The 14869-nt window shown below is 60.6% G+C and carries 15 protein-coding genes; 9 read left to right on the top strand and 6 right to left on the bottom strand.

The features are described from left to right. The 4 genes from ABD819_RS19005 to ABD819_RS18990 all read left to right on the top strand — a co-directional run. Positions 1-536 (top strand): hypothetical protein (locus ABD819_RS19005; protein ID WP_345126939.1); only part of this gene is annotated, 536 nt, incomplete at its 5' end. Between the two features lie 232 nt (positions 537-768). Next, entirely contained in the window at positions 769-2694 is a 1926-nt protein-coding gene (dnaK, locus tag ABD819_RS19000) for a molecular chaperone DnaK (RefSeq protein WP_345126937.1), read from the top strand. A gap of 299 nt (positions 2695-2993) precedes the next feature. Continuing rightward, complete coding sequence (locus ABD819_RS18995; protein ID WP_345126935.1) at positions 2994-3515, top strand: hypothetical protein; 522 nt, start codon at positions 2994-2996, stop codon at positions 3513-3515. 120 nt (positions 3516-3635) lie between these two features. After that, positions 3636-4298, top strand: a complete 663-nt coding sequence (locus ABD819_RS18990) for a hypothetical protein (protein WP_345126933.1) — start codon at positions 3636-3638, stop codon at positions 4296-4298. 335 nt (positions 4299-4633) lie between these two features. On the opposite strand, the gene ABD819_RS18985 is transcribed toward ABD819_RS18990, so the two are convergent. Next, positions 4634-5752, bottom strand: a complete 1119-nt coding sequence (locus ABD819_RS18985) for an endonuclease/exonuclease/phosphatase family protein (RefSeq protein WP_345126930.1) — start codon at positions 5750-5752, stop codon at positions 4634-4636. 187 nt (positions 5753-5939) lie between these two features. Continuing rightward, a complete protein-coding gene (purE, locus tag ABD819_RS18980; protein ID WP_345126941.1) occupies positions 5940-6425 on the bottom strand; it encodes a 5-(carboxyamino)imidazole ribonucleotide mutase in 486 nt (161 codons plus the stop codon). 199 nt (positions 6426-6624) lie between these two features. On the opposite strand from purE, the gene ABD819_RS18975 reads away from it, so the two are divergent. From ABD819_RS18975 to ABD819_RS18955, 5 genes are all read left to right on the top strand, one after another. After that, positions 6625-7245: a MarC family protein gene (locus tag ABD819_RS18975; RefSeq protein WP_345126928.1), complete on the top strand. Its 621-nt coding sequence runs from the start codon at positions 6625-6627 to the stop codon at positions 7243-7245. Between the two features lie 82 nt (positions 7246-7327). Next, positions 7328-7714, top strand: a complete 387-nt coding sequence (locus tag ABD819_RS18970) for a GxxExxY protein (protein ID WP_345126925.1) — start codon at positions 7328-7330, stop codon at positions 7712-7714. A gap of 63 nt (positions 7715-7777) precedes the next feature. After that, positions 7778-8803 (top strand): uroporphyrinogen decarboxylase, encoded by a 1026-nt coding sequence (gene hemE / locus ABD819_RS18965; RefSeq protein WP_345126923.1) that lies wholly within the window; start codon positions 7778-7780, stop codon positions 8801-8803. Positions 8804-8854: 51 nt separating this feature from the next. Next, positions 8855-9046, top strand: a complete 192-nt coding sequence (locus ABD819_RS18960) for a hypothetical protein (protein WP_345126920.1) — start codon at positions 8855-8857, stop codon at positions 9044-9046. Between the two features lie 43 nt (positions 9047-9089). After that, a complete protein-coding gene (locus tag ABD819_RS18955; protein ID WP_345126917.1) occupies positions 9090-9299 on the top strand; it encodes a zinc ribbon domain-containing protein YjdM in 210 nt (69 codons plus the stop codon). A 237-nt stretch (positions 9300-9536) separates the two neighbouring features. On the opposite strand, the gene ABD819_RS18950 is transcribed toward ABD819_RS18955, so the two are convergent. The 4 genes from ABD819_RS18950 to recR all read right to left on the bottom strand — a co-directional run bounded on the left by ABD819_RS18950 (position 9537) and on the right by recR (position 14782). Then, positions 9537-10544 carry a bifunctional heptose 7-phosphate kinase/heptose 1-phosphate adenyltransferase gene (locus ABD819_RS18950; protein ID WP_345126914.1) on the bottom strand — a complete coding sequence of 336 codons (1008 nt, stop codon included), beginning with the start codon at positions 10542-10544 and terminating at the stop codon, positions 9537-9539. 80 nt (positions 10545-10624) lie between these two features. Next, positions 10625-11845 carry a pyridoxal phosphate-dependent aminotransferase gene (locus ABD819_RS18945; RefSeq protein WP_345126912.1) on the bottom strand — a complete coding sequence of 407 codons (1221 nt, stop codon included), beginning with the start codon at positions 11843-11845 and terminating at the stop codon, positions 10625-10627. A gap of 133 nt (positions 11846-11978) precedes the next feature. After that, the gene (locus ABD819_RS18940; RefSeq protein ID WP_345126909.1) at positions 11979-13997 is read right to left on the bottom strand and encodes a glycosyltransferase family 2 protein; all 2019 of its coding nucleotides are present in this window, start codon (positions 13995-13997) and stop codon (positions 11979-11981) included. 170 nt (positions 13998-14167) lie between these two features. Next, on the bottom strand, positions 14168-14782 hold the full coding sequence (gene recR, locus ABD819_RS18935) for a recombination mediator RecR (RefSeq protein ID WP_345126906.1): 615 nt from the start codon (positions 14780-14782) through the stop codon (positions 14168-14170). Positions 14783-14869 lie beyond the last annotated feature (87 nt).

Here is a 14869-nt window from a genome sequence, read left to right as displayed (position 1 = left end):
CTGTACTTTGCTGGATAAGGCGCCGAGTTGCCGGCGTTGTGCGGGCGCACCCGTGTGGTAATTTTCCCATAAATTCGTTCGGTAAGCAGGCGGTAAAGGTACCCCACTATCCTCCGGGACTATACAGATATTCTGTTCAGAAAGGCGAGTTCGAAGGTATTGGTGGACTAGAAAATCTAACCGAAATTCTGGAGTATTTCCTTGACACATTTCTTCCCTTCCATTTAGATGCTGCCTGTACAATAGAAATCGGGCTGCCAGTTGTCGGGTATGAAGGCCGGCTTTGGTTGAATGTAGAAGGCAAAATGATTTATGAATCACTACTAGAGATAACGGCTATTGAAGACTGTAACTACGGTGCAACGGGCAGTTACTTGTGGAGCAATGATGAAACTTTAGAAGCGCTTAATCGACCTGGCAACATTCCTCTTGAGGTAGAAACAGCTTTCGATGTTGGCGACCAAGTCGAACCCACAATTTTTCAAGCAGACGATAACATGCTCCGCACATTCTTGGTTGCGCCAGCCAAGAAATGATGCTTGAGTTGCGGTTGCAGCTTATGCAACCGTTCATTCTGCACCCTTGTCAGCAAAACTTCAGCCGCCCGCAACAAATCAAGCCACCGCGTCGGCTAAACCGCCACCCTCGGCCAAATCGGTGACAATCTGTCACCAAAACGACACTGGTACGTTGCTTGTAATCCCCAGGTAGCGGCTGCAAAGCCCGCTTCGACCTGACATTCCACAATTAACCAACATACACCCCATCATGGGCAAAATAATCGGCATTGACCTCGGCACCACCAACTCGTGCGTGTCCGTAATGGAAGGCAACGAACCCGTTGTGATTCCCAACAGCGAAGGCCGCCGCACCACCCCCAGCATCGTCGCTTTCCTCGACGGGGGCAAGGGCGAGCGCAAAGTAGGCGACCCGGCCAAGCGCCAGGCCGTGACCAACCCCCAGAACACCATCTCCAGCATCAAGCGCTTCATGGGCCGCCACTTCAACGAAGTGACCGCCGAGCAGAAGCACGTTTCCTACCAGGTAGTGGCCGGTGCCAACAACACCGTAGCCGTGAAAATCGGCGACCGCAACTACACGCCGCAGGAAATCTCGGCTATGGTGCTCCAGAAAATGAAGCAAACCGCTGAGGACTACCTCGGCCAGCCCGTGACCGAAGCCGTAATCACGGTGCCCGCGTACTTCAACGATGCCCAGCGCCAGGCCACCAAAGAAGCCGGTGCCATCGCCGGCCTCGACGTGAAGCGCATCATCAACGAGCCCACGGCTGCGGCCCTGGCTTACGGCCTCGACAAGAAGCACAAGGACCAGAAAATCGCCGTGTACGACCTCGGCGGTGGCACGTTCGACATCAGCATCCTGGAGCTGGGCGATGGCGTGTTTGAAGTATTGAGCACCAACGGTGACACCCACCTCGGCGGCGACGACTTCGACCAGGTTATCATCAACTTCCTCGCCGACCAGTTCAAGTCGGACAACGAAGGCCTCGACCTGCGCTCCGACCCCATGGCCCTCCAGCGCCTCAAGGAAGCCGCGGAGAAAGCCAAAGTGGAGCTTTCGAGCTCGACCGAAACCGAAATCAACCTGCCCTACATCACCGCCACGGCCTCGGGCCCCAAGCACCTAGTGGTGAAGCTGAGCCGCGCCAAGTTCGAGCAGCTCGCCGATGACCTCGTGCGCCGCTCGATGGACCCGGTGAAAAAGGCCCTGAAAGACGCTAACCTGTCGACCTCCGATATCGACGAGGTTATCCTCGTGGGTGGCTCAACCCGCATGCCCCGCATCCAGGAGGAAGTGGAGAAGTTCTTCGGCAAGAAGCCCAGCAAGGGCGTGAACCCCGACGAAGTGGTGGCCATCGGCGCCGCCATCCAGGGCGGCGTACTCACCGGCGAGGTGAAGGACGTGCTGCTGCTCGACGTGACTCCGCTCTCGCTGGGCATTGAGACGATGGGCGGTGTGATGACCAAGCTCATCGAGTCGAACACGACCATCCCGACCAAGAAATCGGAAACCTTCTCGACGGCTTCCGATAACCAGCCTTCGGTGGAAATCCATGTATTGCAGGGCGAGCGGCCGCTGGCCAGCCAGAACCGCACCATCGGCAAGTTCCACCTCGACAGCATCCCGCCCTCCCCCCGTGGCGTGCCGCAGATTGAGGTAATCTTCGACATTGATGCCAACGGCATCCTGAACGTGACCGCCAAGGATAAAGGCACCGGCAAGGAGCAGAAAATCCGCATCGAAGCCAGCTCGGGCCTGACCGATGACGACATCAAGCGCATGCGCGATGAAGCCGCCGCCAACGCCGAGTCGGACAAAGCCGAAACCGAGCGCATCAGCAAGCTGAACGCCGCCGACTCGATGATTTTCCAGACCGAGAAGCAGCTCAAAGAGTACGGTGAGAAGCTGAGCGGTGGCAACAAAACGGCCATCGAAGGCGCACTGGCCGACCTCAAATCGGCGCACGAAAGCAAGGATTTGGCCCGCATTGACACCGCCATGGAAGCTATCAACGCGGCCTGGCAGGCGGCCTCGCAGGAGATGTACGCCGCGGGTGGGGCCGAAGGCGGCCAGCCCGGTGCCGACGGCCAGGGCCCGGACGGCCAGGGTCAGGGCCAGCCGGCCGGCGACCACGTCACCGATGTCGACTACGAAGAAGTAGACGGCAAATAAGGACCGCAGATTTCAGAGATTATTGGATTAAGTGAGATTCAACGATTTCGTTAATAAGGCCGGGAGCACTGCTTCCGGCCTTTTTCGTGGTTCTATGCCGTATTGGTGCAGTGTTTGCCAGCCGCGCTAATTCCAAAAGCTGCTAACTAGCGGTAAATTGCCCAGCTTAGTTGATGAATACTTTTCTACCCTACCAGTCTTTTGCGTCGGAAGTAGTGGCACAGCCCTTGCTTGAGCTGCTTGGGCGGCACCATGTTGCCGTTGAAACGGGTTGGGCCAGGCCTGACTTTGACGTTAGCATGGCCAATAATGCTACCGACACCCGCTTTGTGGTTCGTCTGCACCTGGCCGACTTCGAGCGGGCACGCCAGGTAGAGGACGAGGAAAACGAGGCGTTGATGGCCGAGGCCGCGCCCGACCACTACCTCTTCGGCTTCAGCGACGATGAGCTGTTCGACATTCTGGTGAAGCCTGATGAGTGGAATAGCTACGACGTGAGCCTGGCCCGGCACGTGCTGCGGCAGCGCGGCCGCGAAGTTTCGCCCGATACCGTGCAGCTGCTGCGGCGGCACCGCGTGGCCGAAATGGCCAAGCCCGAGCCGAGCCAGAAAACCTGGATTGTGGCGGGCTACCTTTTCGCGGCGGTTGGCGGCATCCTGGGAATGGCAATCGGCTGGCATTTGCACTACCATAAGAAAATGCTCTCCGACGGCACGCAGGTGCGGGCCTTTTCGGCCCGCGACCGGCTACACGGCTTTCGCATTCTACTGTTGGGCGTTGTCGGGCTCTTTGTTTCGCTGCTCCTGCAATTGATAAAATAGCAGCTGGCTAAAGCACCATCGCCCTGCTCTGGTAATCCCTGGCTGGCCCTTTCCCGTAAGCGCCGCCTAGGCGGCTTGTCTTTTTTTAACCATTGCCTGTTTAAGGCTTTTATTTTTTTTATGAAACTGTTCCCCACCCTCCTGCTTCCCGCCCGTGCCCTGGCCCTGGGCACCTTGCTGATTAGCGCCGCTTCGTGTAGCGTGAGCGAGCAAGTGAAGGACTCGCCCAGCGGCAAAGCCGTGACCGCCGAAGCCAACGAAAACCAGGCCTACAGCCAGATGCAGTACCGCCTCAACTTCATGGATGAGGCCAAGCTGGGCGGCCAGGACATCCTGTTTGCCCGCCAGACCACAGATTTCACCTCCCCGCAACAGGCCAAGCTGCAAACCGCCCTGCAAAAAGGCAACCTCCCGCTGCACCTCAAAATGCGCGTATATGCCCGCAATCCCAGCGCGGTAAACCTTCAGCTCAAGCAGCTCGACTACAAGCTGCTGCTCGATGGCAAAGAGCTGACCGCCGGCACCACTGGCCTCAACACCGCGCTCGAAGCCAGCGCTATCGAGACTATCCCCGTGACCGTTGACCTCAACGTGACACCAGCCAAGCTCAGCGGCAGCACCCCGGCCGCCTTCGCCGCCGGCCTGACTGATTTCACCGGCAGCAACCGCCGTCTCACCCTGAGCATCCGGCCCATGTACGTGAGTGCCACCGGCCGCCAGTCGCAACCCACCGACTTCATGCCCGTGGAGCTGGTAACGGCCAAGCGCACGGCCGCGAAGTAGCCTTATCAAGGGTCAACATACAAGGTCCGTACCCCAGAACGTCATGCTGAGCTTGCCGAAGCATCTCTACCGCGCAACTAAATCAATTTAGTATTGCGGTAGAGCACTCTACCCTACTAAAAATTTGGGAGCGCCACAGCAGCGTCTGAAGCCACTTTGAATCAACTCGTGCTTCGACATCGGGTCGCCCAAAAAATGCCTCTAAAGGCTGAAAATATAAGTTGATATAAGCGGCCGCGAGGGGCCTCAAAAAAATAGTAGGGTAGAGTGGCGGTAGAGATGCTTCGACTTCACTCAGCATGACGTTCTTTTTTTGCTGGTGCTGCCCTTCTCCCTCAGTCGTTGCCCTGGGCCACGTCTTCCACGCCTTCGTCAATCTTCTCGGCGGCTTCTTCGTGGTCGTCGGCGTCGGCGGTTTCCAACTCCTGCTCCTGCTCTTGCCAGCCCTCGGGCTCGTAGCTGAGGCGGATGTAAATCGGAAAGTGGTCGGAGCCGATGTGCGTGAGGCGCTCCAGCCGTTGCAGGCGGAAGTGCGCCGAGTGAAATACGTGGTCGAGCGGCCAGCGCAGCAGGTGGTGGTCGGCGTGAAACGTGGGCAGCAGGCCCCGGCCAATGCGCGGGTCGAGCAGCCGCGACACCCGCCGAAACAGCTCGGACGTGTGCGACCAGGCCACGTCGTTCAGGTCGCCGGCCACGATGGTGGGCCCGTCGTGGTGCTGAATAATCTTGCCCACAATCAGCAGCTCCGCGTCGCGGCGGGCACTCGTCTTCGATTCCTCCGGCGCGGGCGGCTTGGGGTGCAGAAAGTGCATATTCACGGCCACGCCGCTGGGCAGCACCGCGCAACCGTGAAACGAGGGAATATCCGGGTCGAGGATATAGCGAATCTGCGGTTCGCGCAGCGGCAGGCGCGAAAACACCAGCATGCCGTAGGTATTAGCCAAGGGCGCGTGGCAGGTGTAGGTATAGTCCGCTTCGATGCCTTTCAATTGGCTCAGCCACCACTCGTCGGTTTCCACGGCCAGCACCACATCGGGCTGCAAATGCCGGATGTGGCCCAGCAGGCGCGACGCATCCCGGTTACACATCAGCACGTTGGCCACCATAATGCTGAGGTGGTTGGCATGGTCGTCGGCCGGGCGGCTGGCATCGGCCACTTGCAAGCGATGCAGCGGCGTGTAGGACCAGATGCGGCTGGCCTGGTAAATCAGCGCGGCGGCCAGGGCCCCGGCAAATGCCAGGTGCACCCAGCCGCCCAGCGCGGGCAGGGCCAGCTCGGCCGCCAGGGCCAGGAGCAAACCAGCCACAATTTGCAGGCGCGGAAAATCACAGATTCGAATCCACCACGCGGTTTGGCGCAGCAGGGGCAGCAGCGTGGCAAGTAGCGCCACCCCGCCCACAATCCAGGTGGCCCAGTGGCCCGTGGTTAACAATACAGAAGAAATAGCGGGCATTGAGGAAAAAAGTGGGATTTGGCAGCGTCACAACTGGTGCAATGCCAGAAATCAAGGCAGCAAAATCAAGCTGGTTGACTGAGTACGGGCAGAATTGAAACCTTGTTCCTGCCGCATTGCTAGCGCACTAAAGCAACAAAGATGCTTCGGTGCGCACAACCTCTTGCTGAGCCTGGTACGCTCCCGGCTACACGTCGTCCTGGAAGCCGCCCTTGCGCAGTTCCTCAATCGTGCGCATCACCCGGTCCTTAAGCGTGTTGCGGTATTTTTCGAGGGAGTCGGCCAGGCGGGCGTTGTGGATGGCCAGCATTTGGATGGCCAGCACGGCCGCGTTGGCCGCACTATCGATGCCCACCGTGGCCACCGGCACCCCCGCCGGCATCTGAATCATGCTCAGCACCGAATCGAGCCCCTGAATAGACGTCGTGCTATTGATGGGCACCCCAATCACGGGAATAATGGTGAACGCGGCCACCATGCCCGGCAGGTGCGCCGCCCCGCCCCCACCGGCGATGAGTACGCGCAGCCCGCGCTTGCGGGCGCTTTCGGCATACTCCACCATGCGGTGCGGCGTGCGGTGCGGCGATACCAGCGTGATTTCGAAGGGAACGCCAAACTGGCGGAGCACTTCGGCGGCGGCCGACATAATTTTCAGGTCTGATTTCGACCCCATAATAATGCCCACCAGGGGCGTTTCGGTAATGGGGCGTTCGTCGGCAGTGCTGGCGGCGGCAGTAGTTGAGGTATCAGGAATCATGCGGTGAGCGGCGGGAAAAGCGGGTGGGTGGCATCCGGCGGAAGCAGAGTGGCCGTTGAAGCGGCAAAATAGGGCTTTTCTGCGCGGTCCGGTCCTTCTTCTACCTTTGCGCCCTATGGAAATTTTACTTGCCACCTTTACCACCCTGTTTTCCATCGTCAATCCGTTCGGGGCGATGCCGGTTTTTCTCACCCTCACCGCCGACGACCGGGCCTCCGAACGCGCCCGCACGGCCCTGCGGGCCTGCATCTACATGGTGTGCATTCTGAGCGTGGCTTTTTTTGGCGGGCAGTACATTCTCAACTTTTTCGGCATCAACATCCAGCACCTGCGCATCGCCGGTGGCATCCTGCTCATGCGCTCGGCCTTCGAGCTGCTCACCCCCGGCGCCAACCGCGACCGCGTGGGCCCCGAGGCGCTCGAAGCCAGCAAGCAGAAGAACGACATCAGCTTCACGCCGCTGGCCATGCCCATGCTTTCCGGCCCGGGCTCGATGGCTATTTGCATCGGCCTCATCCGCCCTACGTATGCGGATAAGGCCCTGACCGTGGCCGGCTTCGCGCTGGTGGCGCTGGCGGCTTTCATTATTCTGTTGTTTTCGCTGCGCCTCACCCGCTTTCTGGGCAAGCCCGGCATGGCGGCCATGGCGCGTATTATCGGCTTCATCACGCTGGCTATCGGGGTCAACTTTCTGGCCTCGGCCATCGGCGTGTTATTCCCCGCCCTAACCCGCTAAATCACTGATTTTCGCTGATTGACCGTGATTTCGCTGATTTTTTTCTTTTTCTTTTCTTCTGCTGATTTTATTCTGCGGTACGATGGTTGATAAGCAATACCTGCTTTCCGATGTTACCGAACAGGTTATTGGCTGCGCGATGCGGGTGCACAGCACACTAGGTAATGGCTTCCCGGAAGTTATTTATCAACGGACTTTAGCTCTTGAGCTTGAAGCCAGTAGTATCCTCTTTGCGCGTGAGAAAGTACACCCCGTTTTCTATCGTGATGTGCGTATTGGCTCGCGCATCGTGGATTTCCTGATTCAGGACAACCTACTCCTGGAATTAAAGGCAACCTCCGAATTAACTGACAGCCACTTCGCCCAAATTATCAATTACCTCACCGCTTTCAGGCTCGAAGTTGGCCTACTGATTAATTTTGGCCAAAAGAGCCTCCAATACCGCCGCTTCATCAAAACCAAATCCTGAAAACGGCGGCCTCTTCTTTCCACATCGCGAATCAGCGAAATCACGGTTAATCAGTTAAAATCAGTGTTAAAGAACGACCTTTTCCTGCGTGCCGCCCGGGGCGAAGCCACCGAGCGCACCCCCGTCTGGCTCATGCGCCAGGCCGGCCGCATCCTGCCCGAATACCGTGCCCTGCGCGCGAGCCTCTCCGGCTTCAAAGAGCTGGTCGAAACCCCCGCGCTGGCCGCCGAAGTCACCATCCAGCCCGTTGATGCGCTCGACGTGGATGCCGCCATCATCTTCTCCGATATCCTCGTGGTGCCCGATGCCATGGGCCTGCCCTACGAAATGGTGGAAGCCCGCGGCCCGCTGTTCCCCACCGTCATCAAGTCGGCCGCCGACGTGGCCAAACTCCGCGTCCCCGACCCCGAAGAAGGCCTCGGCTACGTGCTCGAAGCCCTGCGCATCACCAAGAAAGCGCTGAATGGCCGGGTGCCGCTCATCGGTTTCGCCGGTGCACCCTGGACCATCCTGGCCTACATGGTGGAGGGCCACGGCTCCAAAACCTTCTCCAAAGCCCGCGGCATGCTCTACCGCGAGCCCGCCCTGGCCCACCAGCTGCTGGCCAAAATCACGGCCACCACCATTGCCTACCTCCAGGCGCAGGTGGCCGCCGGGGCCCAGGTGGTGCAGGTGTTCGACTCCTGGGCCGGCATCCTGCCCCCCGCGCACTACCGCGAATTCTCCAGCCGCTACATCGCCGAAATCTGCGAGGCGCTGGCTCCGCTCGTGCCCGTCACCGTGTTTGCCAAAGGCGCCTGGTGGGCCGTGCCCGACTTTGCCGCCATGCCCTGCCGCACCATAGGCCTCGACTGGAACCAGGACCCCACCCAGGTGCGCCGCGAAGCCGGCGGCAAAACCCTGCAAGGCAACCTCGACCCCTGCGCCCTCTACGGCACCCCCGAGCAAGTGAAAGCCGCTACCGAAGCCATGCTCCGCCAGTTCGCCGGCGGCCCCCACATCGCCAACCTCGGCCACGGCGTGTACCCGGATACTAATCCGGACAATGTGCGGGTGTTTGTGGAAACGGTGAAGGCCTGGCGGGGGTAGCCGCCGCAACACGCGCGGCCCCACCCATTCCCTTAACTCGTAACAACTCCCATGTCACAATCTTTCGGCGCTGCTTTTTACGTCACCCTGGCGCTGCTGCTGACGCTGCTGTTCTTCATGTGGCGCTGGTACCTGAACAGGCCCGACCGGTCCCGGGTGGAGACCTTTATGGTTATCCTGATTTCACTGGGCAGCTTGTCGCCCGTGTTTTTTCTGGCCTATCTGCTGCTGTTTCGCCGTTGAATCAGCGGCATCACGGCCATCCTCCTTCTCCTGCCCTACTCCCATGGACGTAAAAGACAGCAACGGCACCCTGCTCGCCGAAGGTGACTCGGTTACCCTCATTAAAGACCTCAAAGTGAAGGGCTCCTCGCTCACTCTCAAGCGCGGCACGGTGGTTAAAAACATTCGCCTCACCAACAGCGGAGGCGAAATTGAAGGCCGGGCCGGCGGCAGCACCATGGTGCTCAAAACCGAGTTTCTGAAGAAGGCCTAGTCGCTTAAGCTGCGGGCCTATGAGTACGCCCGTGGCGCGTATGAGCAGGCCACGGGCGTGAATGAGCGGGCGCGTGGTGCGTATGAGCACGCCCGTGGCGCGTATGAGCAGGCGCGTGGTACGTATGAGTATGCCCGTGGCGTGTACAAGCACGCCCGTGGCGCGTATGAGCAGGCGCGTTGGCAGTATGAGGGTGTAAGAGTGCCGTGCGAGATGGCAAAAGTGTCGCGCGAGCCGCTAGGCCCGCAGCCCCGCCTCCTCCGCTTCTTCCAGCAGCCGCCGCTTCTCCACGGGCACCACGCCCACTTGCTCGCACACCAGCCCGCCGCCCAGGTTGGCCAGCGCCGCCGTGAAAGCGGCCGACTGGCCCAGCGCCACGCACAGCGCGGCAATGCTGATAACGGTGTCGCCCGCGCCCGACACATCGGAAATCGTGCGCAGATGGGCCGGCAGATAGGTTTTCTGCCCATCCTGCTGGGCAAACACGCCGTACTCAGAAAGCGTGACCAGCACGATTTCGGGCGTCAGCTCCTGGCGTAGCCGCGCCACGGCCGCCTCGAAGCCAGCGCGGTCAGTAGTTGGCTCGCCGAATTCCAGCTTCAGGCCCTCGCGCAACTCTTTCAGGTTGGGTTTGAAAAGCGTGCAGTAGCGGTAGGCCAGAAAATTCTTCTTCTTGGGGTCAACCACCGTCGGAATGTTGCGTTGGCGGGCGCGGGCAATGCATTCGGTAATAATGGCCTCGCTGAGCACGCCTTTGTCGTAATCTTCAAACACCACTACGTCGGCGCGGGTCAGCAGGTCGTCGTAAGCGGCCAGCAGCTGCGCGGCTTCGGCAGCATTGAGGTCGGTTTCAATTTCAGAGTCGATGCGCAGCAGCTGCTGGCCCTGGGCCAGGATGCGCTGCTTCACCGTGGTGGGCCGGTGCGCGCTGCGGATGAGGCCATCGGCGGGCAGGTGGTTCTCGTGCAGCAATCGCAGGAGCTGGTCGCCGCCCGCATCGGTGCCGATGACGGCGCAGAGCAGCGGCGTAGCCCCCAGCGCCTGCACGTTCAGGGCCACGTTGGCGGCCCCGCCGAGGCGGTTTTCGGTGCGGGCCACGTGCACCACCGGCACGGGAGCCTCGGGCGAGAGCCGCGTGGCGCGGCCCCACACGTAGGCATCCACCATCACGTCGCCCACGATGAGGACGCGCAGGTTATTGAAGTCGTTGAACAGCGTTTGCAGGGAAGAATCGGAAGTAGGCAAACTCAAAACAGAAGTCTGTCATCCTGAGCATTCTGCGATTAAAGCAGAATGCTCAGGATGACAGGAGGTGATAAATAATTCTACAGCTTGGCCAAGCTGGTTTTAATGCGCCGGAAGGCTTCCACCAACTTTTCATCGGCGGCGGCGGTGCTGAAGCGCAGGCACTCCGGGGCCCCGAAGGCATCGCCCGACACGGCCGATACGTGCGCGTCGTTGAGCAGGTAAATGGCCAGGTCGGCCGAGTTGGCAATGGTGCTGCCATCGGGTGCGGTGCGACCGAAATAGGCCGATACTTCCGGGAAAATATAGAACGCCCCGCTGGGCGTGGGCGTGTTGAAACCGGGAATATCCTTCACGATATCCAGCACCAAATCGCGGCGGCGGCGGTAGGCGGCCACCATCTCGTCGGCCGAGGCGCGGCCACCGCGCAGCGCGGCCAGGCCCGCCCGCTGGGTAATGGAGCAGGTGCCGGAGGTTATCTGGCTCTGCATCTTCTCGCAGGCGGCCGCGATATCGGCGCGGGCGGCCAGGTAGCCCAGCCGCCAGCCCGTCATGGCATAGCCCTTCGAGAAGCCGTTGACGGTGATGACCCGGTCCTTGATTTCGGCGAAATTGGCCAGGCTGGCGTGCTCGCCCACGAAGTTGATGTACTCATAAATCTCATCGGCCAGGGCGTACACCTGCGGGTGCCGGGCCAGTACGGCCGCGATTTCGCCCAGCTCTTCGCGGCTGAACACCGCGCCCGTGGGGTTGCAGGGCGAGGAATACAGGATGAGCTTGGTGCGGGGCGTGATGGCGGCTTCGAGCTGCGCGGCCGTCACCTTGTAGTCGTTGGCCAGGGTTCCCACCAGCGTCACGGGCACGCCTTCGGCCAGCTTCACCATCTCCTCGTAGCTCACCCAATAGGGCGCGAAAACGATGACCTCATCACCTGGATTCACGAGGCTGAGCACGGCATTGGCCAGCGCCTGCTTGGCTCCGGTGCTCACCACAATCTGGTTGGGCAGAAAATCGAGCTGGTTGTCGCGCTTGAATTTGTCGCAGATGGCCTGCCGCAGCTCCGGAATACCGGGCACGGGCGTGTAGAAGGTGTAGCCATCGTCCAGCGCCTGCTTGGCGGCATCCTTGATGTACTGCGGGGTCTGAAAATCGGGTTCGCCGAAGCTGAGGTTGATAACATCCACGCCCTTGGCCATCAGCTCGCGGGCCTTCTTGGCCATGGCAATGGTAGCCGACTCGTTCATCGCCAGCAGGCGGGCGGAGAGGGGCGAAACGGTGGCTGAAGCAGCGGTATTGAGCATAATGGGGAACAGGGCGGGAATGTAGCCGCAAAGCTACGGCAGTAGCGCAGTAGCGCAGTAGCGCGGACTTTGTAGTCCGCGTGTGAATGGCTAAACTCGCGGACTACAAAGTCCGCGCTACTGCGCTACTGCGCTACTGCCCCAGGCGCCGCCAGCAGCGCCAGAGCACGCTCAAATCGGTGCCGGGCTCATAGTCCTTGGCATACAGCAGCTCCAGCCGCCGAAGCGTTACCTCATTGAGCGGAACGGCCGAAATGGCGGCATCGGCGGGCGAGAGTACGGCGGGCACGGCGCGGGCCGGGCCGGCCATGTAGCGCAGCCCCACCCAGGTGCGGCGGCCCAGCAGCACAGCCCCGCAGTTGCGCAGGAACCCGGTTTTGTTCGACTGAAACCCGATGAGCAGGGGTGCCAGCCCCAGCAGCCCGGCGCTGGTCAGCACGTCGAGCAGGCGCTTGGCGCGGGCCTGCTGGGGCTGGTAGAGGTTCAGGGCAATGTCAAGGGTGTAGTAGTCGCCGGGCGCGTCTTTGCTGCTGCTGCCGATGATGTACTGGCTGTCTTCGGGCAGGATTTTGTAGGCCACCGGCGGCTCGGCGGGCAGGCCCAGCATGAGGCTGATAATCTGGCTGGCGGGCAGGTCCTTGCCGCAAAATATCAGCTCATTAAGCGCATAGAGGCGGATAATATCAGCCAGCTGGCGCAGCTCGCCCAGGGCTTCGCCCGGTGAATGAGTGAGTGAGTGAATGAGTGAATGGTCGTGGGTGGCGGGTGCTGCTTCGGCGGCGGCGGCCTCCGCCCCCACGTTCACGTAGCCAATCACGCGGGCCGAAACGTGGGCGGCTTCCAGGAGCTGGCGCACGCGCTGGCTCTCGGGACCCGAGCCCACGATGGCAATATTTTTCTGGCGGCGCTCACTCAGGCGCAGGTTTTTGTACTTAATGAAATGCGCCAGCAGCTGCCGGCCTACCAGCGCCGCCACCGCCCAGGCCCCACCCAGAATAATGAGGGCCTTGGAAAAGCGCCAGGCATCCAGGAAATTCGAGGCGGCCGAAATCAGCAGCGTGCCCACGAAAATGCCGCGCACCACCCGCGAGGTGCGCACCGGCTGGTCGTAGCCCCCGCTGAGGTAGGCCGAGGTGAGCCAGACCAGGATGTAGGCCGGCACCGCCGCCGTCATGTACTGCGGCGGGTAGTCGCCGGGCACGAACTTATGGTTGTTCTCCCAATAGCTTTTCAGGAAGTACATGCCCACCCAAATCAGGCCGGCATCGAGCAGCAGCGGGGCGGTGCGCACAGCCAGCCGCTCGGCCACGGCCGCGCCGGCCCGCAGCCAGATGGCCGCGTTTATCAGCAGCGAAAACAGGCCCGCCCGGCCCGGCGCGAAATGCTTCTGGGCAAAAATAACCATCGCCCGATAGAACACGAACACGTAGTTTACGCTGGTGCGCTTCGTGCTTTCGCCCTTGTAATGAATGATGCGCGTGCCGGGGAAATAATAGTTTTTCCAGCCGCCCCGCGTGAGGCGGTACGAGAGGTCGATGTCCTCACCGTACATGAAATAGTCTTCGTCGAGCAGGCCTACCTGGTCGAGGGCGGCCTTGCGCAGCAGCATGAAGGCTCCGCTCAGCACTTCTATCTCGTGGGTTTCGTCGCGGTCGAGGAAGCCCAGGTGGTAGCGCCCAAAGGTGCGCGACTTCGGAAAGACGCTCGCCAGCCCGAACATTTTGTAGAATGCCACGGCCGGCGTGGGCAGCGCCCGCTTGCTCTCGGGCAGGAATTTGCCCTGGCCGTCGAGCATTTTCACGCCCAGCCCCCCGCAAGTCGGGTGCGCGTCCATGAAATCGCAGCAGGCCCGGAAAGTGTCTTCTTCCACCACCGTATCGGGATTCAGCAGCAGCTGGTACTGGCCGGTAGCGCGGCGCAGGGCCTGGTTATTGGCCTTTGAGAAGCCGGGATTATCCTGATTGGCAATGAGAATGACCTCCGGAAACCGCGCCCGCACCATGGCCACCGAGCCATCGGCCGAGTTATTATCGACCACGAATACCTCCACCGGCTGCCCCAGCTTTTCCACGGCCCGCCGTACCGAGAGCAAAGCCTGCTCCAGGAAATAGCAGACGTTGTAATTGACAATAACGACGGAGAGATTCACCACAGAGGGCGAAATTAGAACGAGTACCCCGAAATTTCATTTCGGCCCGCCAGAACAGTGGTCGTTCGCACGGGCCGAAATGAAATTTCGGGGTACTCGTTCTGCTTTCATTTCGGTCGGTTAGAACGGTGGTCGTTCGCACGGGCCGAAATGAAATTTCGGGGTACTCGTGCCTACCGGGCCTGCCGGAGGCGGTCCACGATGCTGCGGCCCAGCGTGATTTCGTCGGCGTATTCCAGCTCGCCGCCCATGGGAATACCGCGGGCAATGGTGCTGATGTGGACGTTGGGCAAATCGCGCAGGCGGCGCGAGAGGTAGAAAGCCGTGGTGTCGCCCTCCATGGTGGGGCTGATGGCGAGAATAATTTCGCGCACTTCCGACTCTTCGGCCGAGGCCCGCTCCACCAATGAATCAATATGCAAATCGGACGGCCCCACGCCCTCGATGGGCGAGATAACGCCGCCCAATACGTGGTAAACGCCCTTGTACTGGCCGGTATTTTCGATGGCAATCACGTCGCGCACGTCCGATACCACGCAGACCAGGCTGTGGTCGCGCAGCTTATTGGCGCAGATGCCGCACTCTTCGGCATCCGAAATGCTGTGGCAGGTGCGGCAGTAGGTTATTTCGAAGCGCATTTTGGCCAGGGCTTCGGCCAGCGTAGCCGTGGTGTCCATCTCGGCCTTGAGCAGGTGCAGGGCCAGGCGCAAGGCCGTTTTGCGGCCGATGCCGGGTAGCCGGGCCAGCTCGCCCACGGCGTTTTCAATCAGTTTAGAGGGGAACTCCATTCAGGTAGGTTGGTGCTTGGTGCTTGGCTATTGGTGCTTGGTCGAAAAGTGCAGTTCTTACAAGAGCCAAGCACCAAGTACTAATAA

The organism is Hymenobacter antarcticus (genome assembly GCF_039539545.1).
GTDB lineage: Bacteria > Bacteroidota > Bacteroidia > Cytophagales > Hymenobacteraceae > Hymenobacter > Hymenobacter antarcticus.
The sequence above is the reverse complement of the archived record's forward strand: the minus strand, read 5'-3'. Positions and strand labels throughout refer to the sequence as shown.

Bases quoted from the DNA above. Each gene is read 5' to 3' on its own strand.
- dnaK (WP_345126937.1), top strand. From the start codon at position 769: ATGGGCAAAATAATCGGCATTGACCTCGGCACCACCAACTCGTGCGTG.
- ABD819_RS18995 (WP_345126935.1), top strand. From the start codon at position 2,994: ATGGCCAATAATGCTACCGACACCCGCTTTGTGGTTCGTCTGCACCTG.
- ABD819_RS18990 (WP_345126933.1), top strand. From the start codon at position 3,636: ATGAAACTGTTCCCCACCCTCCTGCTTCCCGCCCGTGCCCTGGCCCTG.
- ABD819_RS18985 (WP_345126930.1), bottom strand. From the start codon at position 5,752: ATGCCCGCTATTTCTTCTGTATTGTTAACCACGGGCCACTGGGCCACC.
- purE (WP_345126941.1), bottom strand. From the start codon at position 6,425: ATGGGGTCGAAATCAGACCTGAAAATTATGTCGGCCGCCGCCGAAGTG.
- ABD819_RS18975 (WP_345126928.1), top strand. From the start codon at position 6,625: ATGGAAATTTTACTTGCCACCTTTACCACCCTGTTTTCCATCGTCAAT.
- ABD819_RS18970 (WP_345126925.1), top strand. From the start codon at position 7,328: ATGGTTGATAAGCAATACCTGCTTTCCGATGTTACCGAACAGGTTATT.
- ABD819_RS18960 (WP_345126920.1), top strand. From the start codon at position 8,855: ATGTCACAATCTTTCGGCGCTGCTTTTTACGTCACCCTGGCGCTGCTG.
- ABD819_RS18955 (WP_345126917.1), top strand. From the start codon at position 9,090: ATGGACGTAAAAGACAGCAACGGCACCCTGCTCGCCGAAGGTGACTCG.
- ABD819_RS18945 (WP_345126912.1), bottom strand. From the start codon at position 11,845: ATGCTCAATACCGCTGCTTCAGCCACCGTTTCGCCCCTCTCCGCCCGC.
- recR (WP_345126906.1), bottom strand. From the start codon at position 14,782: ATGGAGTTCCCCTCTAAACTGATTGAAAACGCCGTGGGCGAGCTGGCC.